The sequence below is a fragment of the Staphylococcus sp. EG-SA-15 genome (assembly GCF_017151895.1).
Classification (GTDB): Bacteria; Bacillota; Bacilli; order Staphylococcales; family Staphylococcaceae; genus Staphylococcus; species Staphylococcus aureus.
Window position 1 is genome coordinate 23217 of record NZ_JACVZN010000016.1, and the last position, 18019, is coordinate 41235.

Annotated in this window: 19 protein-coding genes and 1 pseudogene; 6 read left to right on the forward strand and 14 right to left on the reverse strand. The window is 31.2% G+C overall.

Going from position 1 to position 18019, the window contains the following annotated elements; translation table 11 throughout:
- Positions 1–126 precede the first annotated feature (126 nt).
- From IDG64_RS08395 to IDG64_RS08415, 5 genes are all read right to left on the reverse strand, one after another.
- Entirely contained in the window at positions 127–1143 is a 1017-nt protein-coding gene (locus tag IDG64_RS08395; RefSeq protein WP_172792699.1) for a CAP domain-containing protein, read from the reverse strand.
- A gap of 21 nt (positions 1144–1164) precedes the next feature.
- Positions 1165–2142, reverse strand: a complete 978-nt coding sequence (gene guaC / locus IDG64_RS08400) for a GMP reductase (RefSeq protein WP_000688126.1) — start codon at positions 2140–2142, stop codon at positions 1165–1167.
- Positions 2143–2298: 156 nt separating this feature from the next.
- On the reverse strand, positions 2299–2568 hold the full coding sequence (rpsN, locus tag IDG64_RS08405; protein WP_001085655.1) for a 30S ribosomal protein S14: 270 nt from the start codon (positions 2566–2568) through the stop codon (positions 2299–2301).
- 453 nt (positions 2569–3021) lie between these two features.
- Positions 3022–3171 carry a 50S ribosomal protein L33 gene (gene rpmG / locus IDG64_RS08410; protein ID WP_001265708.1) on the reverse strand — a complete coding sequence of 50 codons (150 nt, stop codon included), beginning with the start codon at positions 3169–3171 and terminating at the stop codon, positions 3022–3024.
- A gap of 90 nt (positions 3172–3261) precedes the next feature.
- Positions 3262–4779 carry a catalase gene (locus IDG64_RS08415; RefSeq protein WP_000082542.1) on the reverse strand — a complete coding sequence of 506 codons (1518 nt, stop codon included), beginning with the start codon at positions 4777–4779 and terminating at the stop codon, positions 3262–3264.
- Between the two features lie 203 nt (positions 4780–4982).
- Here IDG64_RS08415 and IDG64_RS08420 point away from each other — a divergent pair, with 203 nt between their 5' ends.
- From IDG64_RS08420 to IDG64_RS08430, 3 genes are all read left to right on the forward strand, one after another.
- Complete coding sequence (locus IDG64_RS08420) at positions 4983–6437, forward strand: amino acid permease (RefSeq protein ID WP_000389956.1); 1455 nt, start codon at positions 4983–4985, stop codon at positions 6435–6437.
- Positions 6438–6575: 138 nt separating this feature from the next.
- Positions 6576–6680, forward strand: a complete 105-nt coding sequence (locus tag IDG64_RS08425; protein WP_001791424.1) for a hypothetical protein — start codon at positions 6576–6578, stop codon at positions 6678–6680.
- Positions 6655–6969 carry a hypothetical protein gene (locus IDG64_RS08430; RefSeq protein WP_000580198.1) on the forward strand — a complete coding sequence of 105 codons (315 nt, stop codon included), beginning with the start codon at positions 6655–6657 and terminating at the stop codon, positions 6967–6969. Before IDG64_RS08425 ends, IDG64_RS08430 begins: the two co-directional genes overlap by 26 nt.
- Positions 6970–7261: 292 nt before the next feature.
- Here the strand turns inward: IDG64_RS08430 and IDG64_RS08435 are convergent, their stop codons facing one another.
- Genes IDG64_RS08435 through IDG64_RS08450 form a run of 4 tightly spaced genes read right to left on the reverse strand, consistent with a single transcriptional unit; the run spans position 7262 to position 11386 of the window.
- Positions 7262–8065: a Cof-type HAD-IIB family hydrolase gene (locus IDG64_RS08435; protein ID WP_000186309.1), complete on the reverse strand. Its 804-nt coding sequence runs from the start codon at positions 8063–8065 to the stop codon at positions 7262–7264.
- Positions 8066–8122: 57 nt separating this feature from the next.
- Entirely contained in the window at positions 8123–9037 is a 915-nt protein-coding gene (gene thrB, locus IDG64_RS08440) for a homoserine kinase (protein ID WP_000073184.1), read from the reverse strand.
- 1 nt (position 9038) lies between these two features.
- Positions 9039–10100 carry a threonine synthase gene (gene thrC / locus IDG64_RS08445; RefSeq protein ID WP_001255460.1) on the reverse strand — a complete coding sequence of 354 codons (1062 nt, stop codon included), beginning with the start codon at positions 10098–10100 and terminating at the stop codon, positions 9039–9041.
- 5 nt (positions 10101–10105) lie between these two features.
- On the reverse strand, positions 10106–11386 hold the full coding sequence (locus tag IDG64_RS08450) for a homoserine dehydrogenase (protein WP_000735864.1): 1281 nt from the start codon (positions 11384–11386) through the stop codon (positions 10106–10108).
- A gap of 190 nt (positions 11387–11576) precedes the next feature.
- On the opposite strand from IDG64_RS08450, the gene IDG64_RS08455 reads away from it, so the two are divergent.
- Positions 11577–12959 carry an aspartate kinase gene (locus IDG64_RS08455; RefSeq protein WP_000868645.1) on the forward strand — a complete coding sequence of 461 codons (1383 nt, stop codon included), beginning with the start codon at positions 11577–11579 and terminating at the stop codon, positions 12957–12959.
- Between the two features lie 54 nt (positions 12960–13013).
- Here the strand turns inward: IDG64_RS08455 and IDG64_RS08460 are convergent, their stop codons facing one another.
- Entirely contained in the window at positions 13014–13589 is a 576-nt protein-coding gene (locus IDG64_RS08460; RefSeq protein ID WP_001803470.1) for a hypothetical protein, read from the reverse strand.
- A 330-nt stretch (positions 13590–13919) separates the two neighbouring features.
- Here IDG64_RS08460 and IDG64_RS08465 point away from each other — a divergent pair, with 330 nt between their 5' ends.
- A complete protein-coding gene (locus tag IDG64_RS08465) occupies positions 13920–14774 on the forward strand; it encodes a hypothetical protein (protein ID WP_000011823.1) in 855 nt (284 codons plus the stop codon).
- Positions 14775–14916: 142 nt separating this feature from the next.
- Here IDG64_RS08465 and nucI read toward each other — a convergent pair whose 3' ends face one another.
- Positions 14917–15450, reverse strand: coding sequence for a thermonuclease NucI (gene nucI, locus IDG64_RS08470; RefSeq protein ID WP_000841351.1), 534 nt, complete (start codon positions 15448–15450; stop codon positions 14917–14919).
- A 138-nt stretch (positions 15451–15588) separates the two neighbouring features.
- Between nucI and IDG64_RS08475 the strand changes: the two genes are divergently transcribed.
- Positions 15589–15777 carry a hypothetical protein gene (locus tag IDG64_RS08475; protein WP_001027143.1) on the forward strand — a complete coding sequence of 63 codons (189 nt, stop codon included), beginning with the start codon at positions 15589–15591 and terminating at the stop codon, positions 15775–15777.
- A gap of 121 nt (positions 15778–15898) precedes the next feature.
- Here IDG64_RS08475 and IDG64_RS08480 read toward each other — a convergent pair.
- The 3 genes and pseudogenes from IDG64_RS08480 to IDG64_RS08490 all read right to left on the reverse strand — a co-directional run.
- Positions 15899–15988: pseudogene (locus IDG64_RS08480) on the reverse strand (ABC transporter ATP-binding protein); the annotation flags it as partial.
- Positions 15989–16163: 175 nt separating this feature from the next.
- Complete coding sequence (gene cls, locus IDG64_RS08485) at positions 16164–17645, reverse strand: cardiolipin synthase (protein WP_001212860.1); 1482 nt, start codon at positions 17643–17645, stop codon at positions 16164–16166.
- Positions 17646–17701: 56 nt separating this feature from the next.
- Complete coding sequence (locus tag IDG64_RS08490) at positions 17702–17899, reverse strand: hypothetical protein (RefSeq protein WP_000435068.1); 198 nt, start codon at positions 17897–17899, stop codon at positions 17702–17704.
- Between the last annotated feature and the right edge of the window lie 120 nt (positions 17900–18019).

Genomic DNA, 18019 nt, shown 5'->3' on the forward strand with positions numbered 1-18019 from the left:
TTCTTTTTTATTAAGTATATCTTTGACGCGTTCAAGTATATCCGCATCTTTTGGTTTATCTGTTGTCATCATGTTTATCTACTTCCTTACAGACAAACATTACCCTTTAAACTCATACCAAAAACATTAACCAGTATAATTTTCTGTCCAAAAAGGTTGTTTTTCATCATTAAAATCAACACCAACACCTAATATTTTAAACGTATCATTTAAAATATTTTTTCTGTGACCAATAGAATTCATTAATCCTTGATGTGCATAGATACTACTAACTTGACCATATGCTAAATTCTCTCCGGCTGAGTTAAATGTAATACCATCTTTTTTCAATCGATCAAATGGTGATTGACCTTTTAAATTTGTATGATCAAAATAATGATTGTTGGCCATATCTTTACTATGCTTACGTGCAGTTTCAGAATTCTGTTTAGAATACTTCAATGTAAATAATTGATGTTGTTTTCTTTCAGCATTAACTAAATCAAAATTTTGTAGTTCAAAACTATCTGCAAGCGATTTCGAAGGTGCTCCATATTGTTCTTTTAATCTATTTTCCATAGCATCACTTACTTGTAAAACAGCTGTTACATTATTACGTCGATGCTTATCATAAAATACCGTCGTATAAATGTGATTTTTATGGAAAACATCATATTCTTTATTATTTTGTTCGTAACGCACTCTACCTTTAACAATCTCTGTTTCTGGTTCGCCTAATCTTTGCCTTACAACCGATTTAGGTGTATTGTATTTAATTTTTGATTTTGAAGTGATTATATTTTGATTTGTATATAACGCATTAACTTTATCTTTCATGTAACTTATCATTATAAAATTATTGTAATCGTCATCATAATACGTATACCACTTCGTACCATATTCATTAAATGTCACTCTTTTTGGTTTATTTAATGTTTTCTCAACATCTGATTTCGACATGTTCATTTGTATATTATTAAAGGCAAATTGTTGTTTCTTCGGTGTATCCAATTTATTTTCCGCAGAAATTGTTTCTTTATTGATGTGAATGTCAATATATTGTCTTACTTCATTTTGTAAATGAATGAATGGTTTAAATTCTGTTATTGGCGCAATGATAATAATTGATAAAAACGCAACAACAGTTACTATGAATTTTTTAATTTACATCACCTACTATAAATATTAATCTCTATCACCGTTGAAAATAGAGTTTCTAACAATAACATAATCTACAGTACGTAATGATTTCAAGTCTTTTCCACCGGCATATGAAATTGAGCTTTGTAAATCTTGTTGCATTTCTTTTAAGGTATCCATTAATGAACCCTTATGTTCTACAAACATTTTTTTACCTTCTACATTTTTATGTTCGCCTTTTTGAAATTCAGATGCACTACCAAAATATTCTTTATACTGTTTACCATCAAGTTCTACAGTTTCACCAGGTGATTCTTCGTGTGCAGCAAATAATGAACCAATCATGACCATTGATGCACCAAATCTAATTGATTTAGCAATGTCGCCATGCGTTCTTATACCACCATCGGCAATCAAAGGTTTACGAGCTGCTTTACTACATATGTTTAATGCCGCTAACTGCCAACCACCAGTACCAAAACCTGTTTTAATCTTTGTAATACAAACTCTACCAGGACCTATACCGACTTTGGTAGCATCAGCACCAGCATTTTCTAATTCTCTAACACCTTCTGGCGTGCCAACATTACCAGCAATAACAAAACTATCAGGTATATGGGTTTTTATATGTTTAATCATGTTTATCACTGAATCTGAGTGACCATGCGCAATATCTATTGTAATATATTCGGGGATTAATTTTTCTTGAGCTAACTTTTCAATAAAATCAAATTCCGCTTTCTTTACACCAACTGAAATAGATGCAAATAAGCCTGAATTTTGCATATGTTTTATAAAAGGTATTCTTGCTTCTTCATCAAAACGATGCATGATATAAAAGTAATCATTTTCAGCAAACCATTTCGCTAATTTCTCATTCATAACTGTTTGCATATTTGCAGGAACTACAGGTAGCTTGAATTTTTTCGGACCAAATTGGATAGTTGTATCACATTCAGACCTACTTTCAACTATGCATTTATTAGGTATTAATTGAATATCTTCGTAATCAAATATTTTCACTTTAAATAGCCCCTTTAAAAACTAATTATTTTTAAATGCAAATTAAAAACCGAATGTTTCCTTATTAATATGAGAAAACATTCAGTTTATAGCATTCGTATATACTGTACATTGTTTTATTGATATTGTAAATGGGCTAAAGTACGAAATTTGATTTTACCAACTTGATTTTTTAACACCTGGAATTTGTCCTTTGTGCGCATGTTCTCTAAACGCAATACGAGACATTTCAAATTTACGTAATACACCTCTAGGTCTTCCAGTTACTTTACATCTTCTAGTTAAACGTGTAGGTGATGAATCTCTTGGTAATTTTCTTAACGCTTCGTAATCACCTTTTGCTTTTAACTCTTTACGTAATTCGTAATATTTATTTACTAACTCTTCTCTTTTTCTCTCTTTTGCTATTTTAGATTTCTTAGCCATATATAGTTACCTCACTTTTTATCAAATCGTAATTATTACGATTTATATAATAACACAATCCTCACATAATTCAACAGTAAAGTTTCATTTCTTTGTTAAATCATTTTCTAAACCATCATATTTAACATTAAAGTGTATTGTCGAACATTTATAAAACATACCCAGAATTACTTCGTACTTATTAAATTCCGCTTTAAAATTTTAAATTCTACTATATTAAATACTCTTTCAAGCATTCGCTAACAAAGTGACTTTATAAAATCAGTAATCTATTTCCTTCTATAAATATTCTCAAATTTTAATAAAGTAACAACTAATATAATCATATATTGTTCTACCGATGAAACTCAATCCATTAATCACTCTTCACAAAAATTTCATAAAAAAGCGAGCTCCCCAATATAATAGGTAAGCCCGCTTTATTTTCAAATCGTCGTATTTGAATGATAAGAATTACTTAGTTTCACGATGTAACGTATATTTGTTTAATCTTGGGCAATATTTTTTCATTTCAATACGCTCAGGATTATTACGTTTATTTTTAGTAGTGATATAGTTACGATCGCCACATTCTGTGCATGCTAATGTTACGTTTACGCGCACGTTAAACACCCTCTCTTGTTAGGAATCTTTACGATTTATTATGATATCATAAACTGCTCAACTACGCAATATAGAAACTACATATCAAATTTATTTTTCAAAGTTTTCGTATGTTTCATCATTTTCAGTTTCAAGATCAATAGAATTTATATCAATACCTAATGCTTTTGCAACACCTTTACCATATTCTGGGTCAGCTTTGTAACAATGACGAATATGACGTCGTTTAACATTATCCGTTACGCCTTCCATTGCATTTGCTGTATTTGTAAAAATTCTTTCTTTAGCGTCCTCTGATTGTAATCTAAACAATTTACCTGGTTGTTCAAAATAATTATCATCATCTTGACGTTGATTATATTCATAGCCGTATCCATCAGTTGGGAATGGTGGCTTTTTATATTCAGGTTGAGAATCAAATTTACCATGGTTATTTGGATAATAATGTGTTCCTCCACCTTGGTTATTGTCAACTACGCGCATTTGACCATCTCTACTAAAAGGACAAATATTTTCAATACCAACACCTTTAGGTTGGTTTACAGGAATCTGCCAATGATTAACTCCTAATCGATATCTTTGCGCATCGCCATATGAGAATAAACGCCCTTGCAGCATTTTGTCTGGAGAAAAATCTAATCCTGGAATAATATTAGTTGGTGCAAACGCAGCTTGTTCAACATCCATAAAGTAATTATCTGGATTTCTATTTAATTCAAACTCTCCAACTTCAATTAGAGGATACTCATCGTGATACCATACTTTTGTTAAATCAAATGGATTATCTTTATGGTTTTTAGCTTGTTCCTCAGTCATTACTTGAATATACATTGTCCATTTTGGATAATCACCTTTTTCAATGGCTTCGAATAAATCGCGTTGAGATGAATCACGATCTGTAGCTATAATTTCAGCAGCTTCTTCATCAGTTAAGTTTTCAATACCTTGTTGCGTTCTAAAATGGAATTTAACCCAAACACGTTCACCAGAATCATTATACATAGAGTATGTGTGAGAACCGAACCCATGCATATGACGTAAATCTTTAGGAATCCCTCTATCTGACATTAAGATCGTTACTTGGTGCAATGCTTCTGGAAGACCCGTCCAGAAATCCCAGTTATTTTGTGCATCTCTCATATTTGTTCTAGGATCTCGTTTCACCGCACGATTTAAACTAACAAATAACTTTGGATCTCTAAAGAAGAATACTGGTGTGTTATTCCCTACTAAATCCCAGTTCCCTTCTTCAGTGTAGAACTTTAACGCAAATCCTCGAATGTCACGCTCCGCATCAGCAGCACCACGTTCTCCTGCTACAGTAGAGAAACGGGCAAACATTTCGGTTTGCTTACCTATTTCAGAGAATATTTTAGCATTCGTATATTTTGTTATATCTTTAGTTACAGTAAATGTCCCAAATGCACCAGAACCTTTGGCATGCATTCGACGTTCTGGTATTACTTCTCTATCAAATTGAGACATTTGCTCTAAAAAGTAAATATCTTGCATTAAAAGAGGTCCCCTAGGCCCTGCTGTCATACTATTTTCTCGGTCTGATACTGGATGCCCAAAAACACCAGTTAACTTTTTGTCTTGTTGTGACATAGTCATCCCTCCACAATTTATAATAATTATAATTTAATACATATTATAATTTAACCCCATCAAAATTACAATTAAACATGCTCAAGATGATTAAAAAATCAGAAAATTTTAATTTTTTCGCTTTACAGTACTAAATAGTTATTGAATAGTACACTTAAAAAGCTTACAATAATGGGTATATTTAAATAGATGGGAGACTAAATATGGAAGATAATAAAATGAACCGTAGTCTTAACTCAAGACACATTTCCATGATTGCTATAGGTGGTGCAATTGGGACTGGTCTATTTGTAGCTACTGGTAATATCATTTCTCAAGCTGGTCCTGGAGGCGCTATACTCGCTTATCTTGTTATTGGTGTCATGCTATATTTCTTAATGTCATCAATTGGAGAGTTGGCAACATTTTATCCAGTATCAGGTTCATTCAGCTCTTATTCAACACGCTTTATTGACTCATCTCTTGGCTTTACCATGGGATGGTTGTATTGGGCATTGTGGTCATTAGTTACAAGTGTTGATGTCATAGTAGCGTCAAATGTGCTTTATTTCTGGGACACATTTAAATTTTTCCACCCCATTACTTGGAGCTTAATCTTTATTACAATTTTACTATTATTAAACATTTTTTCTGTAAAATCATTTGGAGAAACTGAGTTTTGGTTATCATTGATTAAAGTGTTAACAATTATCGTATTCGTTATTTTTGGCTTTTTAATGATTTTCGGTATCTTAGGTGGTCATACATATGGATTTGAAAACTATACAAAAGGCCAAGCACCGTTTGTTGGTGGTATCTCTGGTTTCTTAGGCGTATTATTAGTCGCCGGATTTTCGGTTGGTGGTACAGAAGTAGTAGCAGTAACTGCTGGTGAATCAGATGACCCTAAAAAGTCTATGCCTAAGGCAATTAAACAAGTATTTTGGCGTATTCTTTTATTCTATGTCTTATCAATTGCAGTAATTGGTGCAATTATTCCGTACACAGATCCATCATTATTAAGAGCAAGTAGTTCAATAAGTCAAAGCCCATTTACAATTGTATTCGATAGAGTAGGCATAGCCTTTGCAGCATCAGTAATCAACGCGGTTATTTTAACTTCATTATTATCCGCTGCAAATTCAGGTGTTTATACAACAGGCAGAATGTTGTATTCCTTAAGTTCAGACAAAAAAGCACCCCAATTTTTAAGTAAATTAAACAAGACAACTAAGTTACCTTTAAGAGCATTATTAACTACTTATGCAGTCGTTGTTATTGTTATTATTTATGCAAACTTTAATTCAAATGCCGTTTTTAATTTACTTGAAATTATTGGTTCAATGATTATAGTTGTTTGGGGATCAAGCATTTGGTCACAAATACGATTGCGACAAGCTATTAAAAAACAAGGTCAAGACCCTAATAAGGTCCTACCATATAAAGCACCTTTTTATCCATTAGGACCAATCATTGTCATCACTACACTATTATTCTTGCTATTTGGTGGCTCAGTTGAATATATTTTAAAAGATCAATGGTTAAATGCTTTTAAAAACTTTTTACCTTTAATCATTCTAGCGTTGATTTACTTTATTCATAAAATCATTCACAAAACAAAATTTGTAAAGCTAGAAACAATTAATTTAAAACCACACGATTATGACAATCAAAAATAAATAAATTCTCATACGGCAGATGCTTTAGATTATCTATAGCATTTGCCGCTTTTTAATGGTGTAGAGCAGATATACTTTAATATCTTTTTCTAGTATAAAGTGTATTAACTAGTATTCTGTTTATATTTTATTATTACCATGTTACCATTCTTTATTTTAGATATTTTGCATATCGTGTATAATATAGATAACAATAACTTTTCAGGGGTGAAATTCAATGATTGGACAAACAAATTTATTTGATGATGTACTAAAGCAAGATGAAAGATTTGTTATTGTAGTTCAAGCATTAGAAGAAAAGAACGGACAATTATTAAAGAGAACTTTAAGGGAATATCCCGGTTTAAACCATAAACAAATGAATGATTTATTTATGCACTTAAAGGAATTATTTTCCGAAGAATCATTTGCTGAAAACCAATCAGCGTTCAGTATTACAGTTTATACAAATTTAGATTATACTGCTGACCAAATATATGCTCATGTAAAACGTTTCAGAGGTAAGCATGACTGGACACAAACAGCTAAATAAAATCAAGATGCTTGCAGTGATTTTAACAATTAATGTTAGATTGTCACTGCATTTTTTAATGCATTCGTTATTATTCAGAATGATCAAATTTATTTATCTACCTTCAGTGACTAGTTAATACTTGATTTATTCAAAAAATATACATTTACTCTATTCGTTTGATATCATTACTAATCTAAAATATGTATTTCAAATCCTCCATAGTATAACTGAAGTCATTTTCACATAAATAAAAAGCCTTAACCACAAGATATCTTATTCAAATATCATGTGTTAAGGCTTATTTTAAAATTTATAACAATTTTTTGAGCGCATGTGGAATACCATTTTCATTATGGTCCAACGTAACTTCATCTGCATATTGCTTAAGTTCATCTGATGCATTCCCCATAGCAATAGCTAGACCTGCGACTTCAAACATTGATTTATCATTCATACTATCACCAAAAGCAATGACTTGATCCACCGAATATCCCAATTTGTGACATAACGCTTTAATTGCATTACCTTTTGAAACATCTTTGGCCATAAATTCTAAGAAGAATGGCTTACTTGTCGTAGCATCTACATTATCATTGAACACACCATTCAAATCAATTCTAGCTTCTGTAATATTCGCTACATAATCTACACCCATGACCTTGGGTACATCGCCTTGAATATACGCTTTGATATCATCAACACGTTTCATCGGTAAACCTGTTAATTCTGCTTCAATATTCATATACTCATGTTCGCTGTCGTAAATAATTTGACCATCATGATATGTAAGAACGAAAAAGCCTCTGTCTCGACAATAATCTACAATTTCATCGAAATCTTGCTTACCAATCGATTTACTTACTTCTACTTCTTCATTAGTCATGTTAATCGTTTTACTACCGTTATAACTAATAATATAGCTATGATGTTCAGGTAATTTTAAATCTCTAGCAGTTGGAATCATACCTTCAGTAGGTCTACCAGATGCTAAAACAACATAATAACCTTCATCTTGAATTGCTGTTAAATAATTTGCAGTTTCTTCTGATATCACATTATCTGAATTTAGCAATGTGTCATCCATATCTAAAACGACAACTTTATAATTTGTCATATCGCATTAAATCTCCTCTCTATTCTGCATTTAATACTATTTTACAATATAAAGCGTCTATTGGTATACAATTCGTTCTTTAACACCACTGATATTAATATCGACCAATTCAGAATGGCATGATACTACCTGACTATTTAAAGAGCGAACCAATTCCCCACTATTTTCTTTACGACTAAATATTAAAATAGTTGGTCCAGCACCACTAATTACAGTTGCATAGGCATTATGTTGACTAGCAATTGTTTTCACTTCATCAAATTCAGCAATTAAATGCTGACGATACGGTTCATGAAAGCCATCTTGTTGCATGAGTTTACCTGCTAATTCATAATTGTGCTGTGCTAATGCACAAATCATTGTATTACTAATTGCACTACTTTTAACCGCTTCACTATGTGTTAATTTTTGTGGTAAAGCACGTCTTGATGCTTCTGTTTTTAGTTCATAAGTTGGTATCGTTACAATCACATCCACGTCTGGTATGTCGATATGTGCAACTGACGTTTCTTTCGAGACATCATTATAATATCCAGCGATTAAACCACCATAAATGGTCGGCGCAACATTATCAGGATGTCCTTCGATTTCAGTCGCTAATTGTAATACCTCATGTTTAGACAGTTGGATATCACCAAAATAATTTGCGATATATATAGCTCCTACTAAAGCAGAAGCTGACGAACCTAACCCTCTTGCCAATGGAATATCACTTCTCATTTCGATACATAAATTAGGCAAGTCAACACTATATTTAGAAGCAACTTGTTGTGCTACATGATAAATAAAGTTTGTTTCGTCAGTAGGCAATTGCTTAGATGCATCATCATGGAAAATATATTCCCATTTTGTCCCTGATGTTTCCTTTACAGACAGATGCAAAAATTTATCTAAAGCCATACCTATAGAATCAAAGCCAACTCCAAGGTTGGCTGTTGATGCAGGAATTGTTAACTCCAAAACATTCGACATGTTATAAAGCTCCTTTAATATAATCGATAATGCTATCTTTATCATTTGGCAATGGCTTTATCGGATTATCTAGTAGTGAAATAGCAGTATCAGGATCTTTTAATCCATTACCAGTTAAAATAGCAACTACTTTTTTACCTTGAGGTAATTTACCTTGTCTATGCAATTTAATTAAACCTGCAATAGAAGCATTACTCGCTGGTTCACTAAAGACACCTTCTTTAGTTGTCATTAACTGATATGCTTCTAGAATTTCATCATCAGTAACACTATCTATTAATCCATTTGATTCTTTAAGAGCATTAGTCGCCTTATCCCAACTAGCAGGATTACCAATTCGAATAGCAGTTGCAATCGTTTCAGGATTTTTAATGACTTTATTTTGAACAATTGGTGATGCGCCTTCAGCTTGGAAGCCAAACATTTTCGGCAATTGTGATCCTTTAGCTTCATGATATTCTTTAAAGCCTTTCCAATATGCAGTAATATTACCTGCATTACCTACAGGAATCGCTAAAATATCAGGTGCTTCACCGTCTAATTGTTGTACAATTTCAAATGAGCCTGTCTTTTGTCCTTCGATTCTAAATGGATTGACAGAGTTTACAAGCTCGATTTCGCCACTTTTTGCAATTTCTTTTACAATTTCTAAAGCTTCATCAAAGTTTCCTTCAATAGAAACGATTTCTGCACCATACATTACTGCTTGCGACAATTTACCTAATGCAATTTTACCTTCTGGTATTACGACGATAGCTTTTAAACCTGCTCTCGCTGCATATGCTGCTGCAGACGCTGATGTATTTCCAGTCGAAGCGCATATTACAATTTTCTTACCTTGCTCTTTTGCTTTTGTCACAGCCATTACCATACCGCGATCTTTAAATGAACCTGTCGGATTGGCACCTTCATACTTCACATATAAATCTATGCCTAGTATTTTAGACATATTTTCACAATGAATGAGTGGTGTATTTCCCTCGTTCAATGTTAATTTTGGTGTATTTTCATTTACTGGTAAATGTGCTTTAAACTCTTCTACTAATCCTTGCCATCTTCTCATTATAATTAAACTCCTTCTACTGGGTATACTTTGTCAACTTCGTATCCATGCTTAGTGATTAATTCTTCCGGTGATGATTCCAATCCAACTATAACAGCGGCATATGATTGATTATCGTAATTTGCAACTCTTAATGATCGGTGAAATGGTAATATTGCCTTTAACTCATTTTCAAAATTTTCAATTGAACCTTTGACATGATTCACTACTACAAAGAAATTGGATTTTTCTTTAATATTAATTTCTGCATCTGAATCCATCATTTCCCGTGTTTTATCTGTCTTTAATTCAAAATGTGGTGGCAATGTGTGTAAATCTGATTCAAAGAATAATGCTACATTCAATAAATCACTGACAACGGCACTACCTGTTGCTAAACTGCCTGCTCCTTTTCCATAAAACATCGTGTCACCAACAGCATCACCAATGACATAAATCGCGTTATATTCATCCTCTACAGCTGCTAATTGATGCTTTTTATCAATTAACGTTGGTTCTACCGATGCATTAACTTTGCCATTTTCATATATTCCCTTACCAATCAATTTAATTTTATACCCCAGTTGATCGGCTACATTAATATCAGTTAAAGTTACGCCACTAATTCCTCTTCGTTTAACGTCGTTTAATTTAATGACTTGGTTAAATGATAAATATGATGTAATGACAACTTTACGCGCTGCATCTACCCCTTCTACATCATCAGTTGGATCCGCTTCAGCAAAACCAAGTCTTTTCGCTTCATCAAGTGCTTCCTCAAATGTCGTTTGCTCTTTAGTCATTTTAGATAAAATAAAATTAGAGGTACCATTTAAAATTCCCATAAATTTTGAAATATTATTCGCATTCAAACCATTATTTATGGCATTTACGATCGGAATACCACCTGCTACACTCGCTTCAAACTTTAAAGCTACACCATTTTCTTCTGCTAAATCTTCTAAAAGTTTAAGATGTACTGCTAATAAATCTTTATTTGCGGTAATAACATGTTTTTTATTTTTAAGTGCTGTTCTTAACCAATCTACAGTTGGTTCAATTCCTCCCATGACTTCAACGATAATATCTAATGAATCATCATTTAAAATTTCATTAACATCTTCAGTTAAATGATATTGGCTAATATTTAGCGGTCTCTTTTTAGATTTATCTCGAACAAGAATATGCTTTATGACAATATCTTTATTTAATGTATCTTGAATTTGCTGTCGGTTCTCTTCGATGATTTTAACAACACCAGATCCGACAGTACCTAATCCTAATAATGCTATATTTAATTTTTTCATTTTATGTACCTCCGTTTGTGCTTTTGAGAAAAACAAATGTATTATTGAAAAACACTAGATGATAGTATAGTATAGAATTATTCTTTATTTTTGTAAAGTTCGTAATATTCAAAATATAAATACATAATATCATTCTTACTTACAAAACTGAATACAATTTTCTGATTTTTTAGAAAGGTTGGCATGCACTATGAAAGTTTCCAAATTCGGTGGTAGCTCCGTCTCCAATGCTACTCAAATTAAAAAGGTTTTAAATATTGTTAATTCTGATCCAGAGCGAAAGATTGTTATCGTTTCTGCTCCAGGTAAAAGACATGATAATGATATTAAAACAACTGATTTGTTAATCAGATTATATGAAAAGGTCATTAATCATCTTGATTATCATGATAAAAAAAGAGAAATTATTCAGCGTTATGATGATATTGTAAAAGAATTGCAAATGGATGAAAGTATTTTACGGACGATAGATGTGACTTTGGAACATTATATTAATCAATTAAAAAATGAACCAAAGAGACTATTAGATGCATTACTTTCTTGTGGTGAAGATTTTAATGCGCAATTGATAGCTTTATATAATAATAGTCAAGGTATACCAACAAAATATATATCACCGAAGGAAGCGGGTATTTTTGTTACTGACGTCCCACAAGAAGCACAAATATTAGATAGTGCTTACTCTGAAATTAAAAAATTAAGAGATTATGATGAGAAACTAATTATCCCAGGATTTTTCGGCGTATCTCATGAAGGATATATAGTTACATTTCCACGTGGCGGATCAGATATAACTGGCGCCATCATATCAAGTGGTGTTAGAGCTACAATTTATGAAAATTTCACCGATGTGTCTGGTATTTATAAAGCTAATCCAAATATCATCAAAGATCCTGAATTAATCGAAGAAATCACTTATCGAGAAATGCGTGAATTATCTTATGCTGGTTTTAGTGTTTTCCATGATGAAGCCTTACAACCACTTTATAAAGATCGCATCCCTGTGGTGATTAAAAATACGAACCGCCCTCAAGATAAAGGTACATTTATAGTGCATGATAGAGAAATAAATGCGAAAAATGTGATTAGCGGTATAAGTTGTGATAAAGATTTTACCGTTATTAATATCAAAAAGTATTTAATGAATAGACAAGTCGGGTTTACTAGAAAGATATTAGGTGTCTTAGAGGATAATAATATTTCATTTGATCATATGCCTTCAGGTATTGATACTATCAGTATCGTTATGCGTTCAAAACAAATTCAAAATAAAGAAACAAAAGTATTAAATGAAATTCGTCAAAAATGTGATGTTGATGAGCTAAGTATTGAGCATGATTTAGCAATATTAATGATTGTCGGCGAAGGTATGAATAAAGTCATCGGTACTGCAAATAAAATTACACATGCCTTAGCTGAATCAAAAATTAACTTAAAAATGATTAACCAAGGTGCTTCGGAAATCTCGATGATGTTTGGAATTCATGTAGATGATGCTGAAAAAGCTGTATTATCTACATATGAGTTTTGCTATCACGGGGTTGCATTAAAAAACTTGTGTGATAAAAACTAATATAAAAGCAATTCGTAACACATGTATTCAACTGCGTTATGAATTGCTTTTTTCTTAATTATTTATTGTTCTCTGGATTGCATCCTTAATACGTTGCTCACCTACTACAAATTTTAAAATAAAAAATTGATAGTAGCTTAATGCATCTATGACTCGTTTATAATTGGAATAATGATGATACTGATGGTGTTGCATTAGATCATACATTAGAACGATCTCCGGTTTAATATAATCCACATCCCAATTTAAACTATGGAAGTATATGTTACTCTTAGGTATACGTATATTCGGATCCAATCTAAAAATCCATTCATCGTTTACTACATCATAAACGAAAATACTCATTATTGTTGTATCATCATATTGCACATAAACTTTTGCAATTTTTGAAAGTGATAAATCTTCTTTAGCTATTGCTTGATCTTGCTTATCTATGTATAGTAACGCATATGATTGCGGAATAACTTTCACAATATCACTTAAACGCTTACGTTCCACGCATATTTCAACAATAGAAGGTAATTTTAATTCATCATTTAAGAAAAGCTGCATGGCAACTTCACCGTGAAATTTAAATAATTGCGATGATGTTTTCATTAAATTGTCCACTAATTGTTCTTTAGCATTCATTTCATTCACTCTCAAATACACCTCCTAAGCAAGCGCTTTCACAAATATCATTATACATTTTAAAATTAATGAATTCAATCTTCAAAATACTATGAGTGACCTAATTCTGTCATTTAAATGACCGTTATAACATAAATTCGACATAAACTTGAATTCACGAATCTTTCACGTCATATTCATTGAACATCAATATCTGTCAGTTTATAATTTGATTATAACAATGATGAACTAAAATCAACTAATAAAAATGTGGGAAATTGAATAACAATTAATCTTTATTAATTATTATTGTATACAAAGTTAAAGAAGTCAAAAAGGATTGGTGAAAAAATGTCTTTTTATGTTGTACTTATCATTATCATTGTAGCATTAATTGGTATATTAGTTTTAAATCAAAGGTATAGTAATAGTAAAATAGATACCGAAGTTTATGCAAGAAAGCAACTTATTAAAAAGAACAAAGCATTAAGTGCAGAAAATGCTGAATTAAGAAGTCAAATGCTGAGTTCTAATAATGATGTTGGCCACCATGCATACAAAAATGCTAAAAGAGAATTACGCAAGATTTTAGATAGCTATCTCGAAAATGGTAAATTAAAATATTACGATATTATCGTTACAAGCAATTTAGCTACTAAACATCCGTTTTTCGAGTATGCACGTTCATTTGATTTTATCATTGTTTCAGATATCGGTTTAATAAACGTTGATGTAAAAAGCTGGGGTGAAAAAACATTTTATCACTTTGATGTACCTGATGAGCATGATACAGAAATAAGCAATAGTAATATTGAAAAAGTTGTCGGTCATTACATTAGCCAGCAATATCATGATCAGTTTAATTCATCAAGAAAGTCTATCTATACTTTTACAGAAACAGTTCAACCAAATCGTGTTATTTATGATTTTTATGATTATGATCCGTATCAATTAGCAGCAAATAATGCGAAAGCATTAAAGGATCATATTGAACAAAACTTTAACTTTAAAGTCCAAAGTACCGGTGTTATTTACTTTAGTGATGGTACAGTTAATATCATTCAAGGTTCTGAAGAAAGAGATAAATATGTTGATACAGTTTCAACAAAATCTTCGTTACGACGTATTATTAGCGAAGCCATAGAGCTATCTAAACACCCTTTAAATAAAGAACAGGTTGATCAAATCACAGCTATATTCAAGTAAAATCAAAGGCATAATAATCCATTACGCTCGATACGCACTATGGTTATTATGCCTTTAAATTATTTCTATATATAAATTTATGGTAATAATAAATCGATGCTTCAAGTATATTTTACTTTAATATATATAATCACCTATTTAATTATTTACTCCAAATATTTAATTTCTGTTGTTTAGCTTTATTTTGTGCTTCTATAAATACATTTCTATATTTGCCATTTGGTGAAAAATACTTCTCTCTAGCAAGTCCCTTTTCCACTAATTCCTTATTGTACATACGATCTTTACTTATCCATACATACGCCAATGTTCTACCATAGCGATCTTGTTTTTCTTTATCATATTCTAAATAAACATCTTGATTTGTTAATGTCTTCTTACTATAATTTGATGCTTCTTTGCCAAATGGTTGTACAGGCGTATTCGGTTTCACCGTTTCTGGCGTATCAACCCCTATAAGCCTAACTTTAATTTCTTTACCATTTTGATTTGCAATAAATGTATCACCATCCACAACTCTTTGAACATGTACTTTATCTTTACCATTTAAATCTTGTACAGTTTCATGATTCGTCCCCTTTTTGAAAGGACCCGTATGATTCATAAATTGAAATGCTAATACACCTACAATAATGATGGCTACCACAATCATAGCAAGCGATTTATTTGACTTCATATTGCCACCTACTTCTCTTTTTTCATTCCGATTAATCATATAAAAGTTAAGAAATATCGTCAATAGCCATATCTACATATTTCAATATTTTGGAAAGCTATAGCATGATATAATGTTATTGTTAAGGAGTGAAAATAAATGAACATTTCAAATGAAAATACAGTCACATTAATTGCAGTAATTATCGCAATTATCATTGGTATTTTCCTACAAATATTTTTCAAATTACCATTAATAGTGACGGCAGTACTATCTATTTTATTGGGTATCTTTGTAGGCTTTATCGTTTACTTGATTGTTTCGTTTTATAATAAGCGAAAAAATTAGTTAACAAATCTAAATTGCGAGTACCAAAATAAAAGTATTGAGTAAGATTTTGATTATTGACTCACTTTCCAAGTCTCTTAAATCAAAACACTCAATACTTTTTTGTTTGTATTTAGATCCAACCTTTTTCAATATCAAATGAAATGTTTTTTAAAACACGCTTTTTCTTAAATGATTTATTAATATTAGATATTTGAATCAAATGAACCACCTCTTAATATTTTATTAATTTAATATTAGTAAATTTATTAGATTTAAAATAGAACACTTTGTCATAGATTTGAAATGACAAATGTCATTATTAGATTTACATAATATATTTATCGTTATTTTAATTTTGGGCAAAATAAAAAGAGCCTCTATAATCGAGACTCCTTACAAATAAATTATAAAATTGGCGAAACTAATTTTGCTAACGATTCTTTGAATTTAACAGACAGCGGTCTATTGGCATATGATTCTTTGGTTAGTTGTTTTGATTTTGTAATATCATGTTCATAAGCCACCCTTAAATCTTTAGCAAGATTTTCATCATATACAAAGGCATTTACTTCAAAATTTAATTCAAAACTTCTAAAGTCCATATTTGCTGTGCCCACTGATACGATTTCATCATCAATTAAGCACATTTTAGAATGTATAAATCCATTTTCATACGTATAAATTTTAACACCACTTGATAATAAGTCAGAGGCATTTGAAAATGTCGCCCAATATACTAATGGATGATCTGGCTTACATGGAATCATTAAATGTACATCTACACCTGATTTAGCAGCAATTTTAATGGCATTTATATATGAATTATCCGGAATGAAATATGGTGATTGTAAATATACAGATTTCTTTGCACTCATAATCATTTTTGTATAACCGTATTCAATTTGATGCCAGTCACTAGCCGGGCCACTTGCAGCTATTTGAATTGGTGAATTGCCCAATGGTCCGTTCTTTTTAGGGAAATACTTAACATCATATTCAAATTGTGGACGGTGCGCTTGCGAATTCCAGTCTAAAATAAATCGCAACTGCAGTGCATCAACCGCATCCCCTTGTATACGTAAATGCGTATCTCTCCAATATCCTAATTTTCCTAATCCTAGATATTCATCACCAATGTTAAATCCTCCGACATAACCTAGTTGACCATCGATTACGATGATTTTTCTATGATTTCTATTATTCATTCTGAAATTCAATAACGGTAATTTTGAAGCAAAAAATGCTTCAACTTCTCCACCTAACGATTTAAAATGATCAAAATTTGCCATCTTAACATTTTTAGATCCAACATCATCATATAATATTTTTACTTCTAGACCTTGTTTCAATTTTTCTTCTAAAGCATGTAAAATTCTTTTACCTAAACCATCTAAAGCGAAAGTATAGTACTCTAAATGGATATATTCTTTTGCATTTTTAATATCTTTTAAAACTTGATCATATAAATCATTTCCATCAATGAAATGATCAACTTTATTATTTTCAGTTAAAAAACCATCTTGATCCATCAAAAGCATACGTACTAAATCATGATGTTTTTGAACTTGTTTGTTATCAGTACCATAATTACCTTTATCAAAGCTTTCTATTTGTTGTTTTAAAAGTCCATCGAAATCCGTTAACACGTTACCATTGTTTTTATTCAATTTGCGTGCCGAAACGGTTCTACCAAAAAACAAGTAAAGAATAAAACCAATCAATGGTAAGACAAAAAGTACAAATAGCCATGCCCAAGTTGAACTCGCTGTACGCCTATTTCTTTCTAAAAAGATAATAATAAAAGCCAATACTAAATTAATGATGAATCCAATGGCTAAAATAATAGTAAATAACGTTCCTAAATCGTTTGAAAATGTAAATCGCATAGTCTTTTCTCCTATAAAGAAAGGCACAAAAAACATTTTGCACCTTTCACGTCATATTATTTATTCACAGATAAAGTTAAAATTGCATTGAATTCTTCTTCATTATTTGGGAATGTTCTTTCTTCTATTTCTTTAATAGTAATATTTACTAATTTTAAATTTGTAGCTTCTTCAGAACTTAAAAAAGCATTAATGTTTTTTTCTAATAACTCTAAAGTCTCAGCTGTAAAAGTTTTAAGTTTAATTTGTTCCATTTAAATCCCCTCTTTTCTCTATTTCCTAAATCATAGAACTTTTAACAGTAAAATTCAATCATTAATACATGTGTTCCAGCATGAAAAGTCGCTATGATTAAAAATTAATTAATTTTCTTA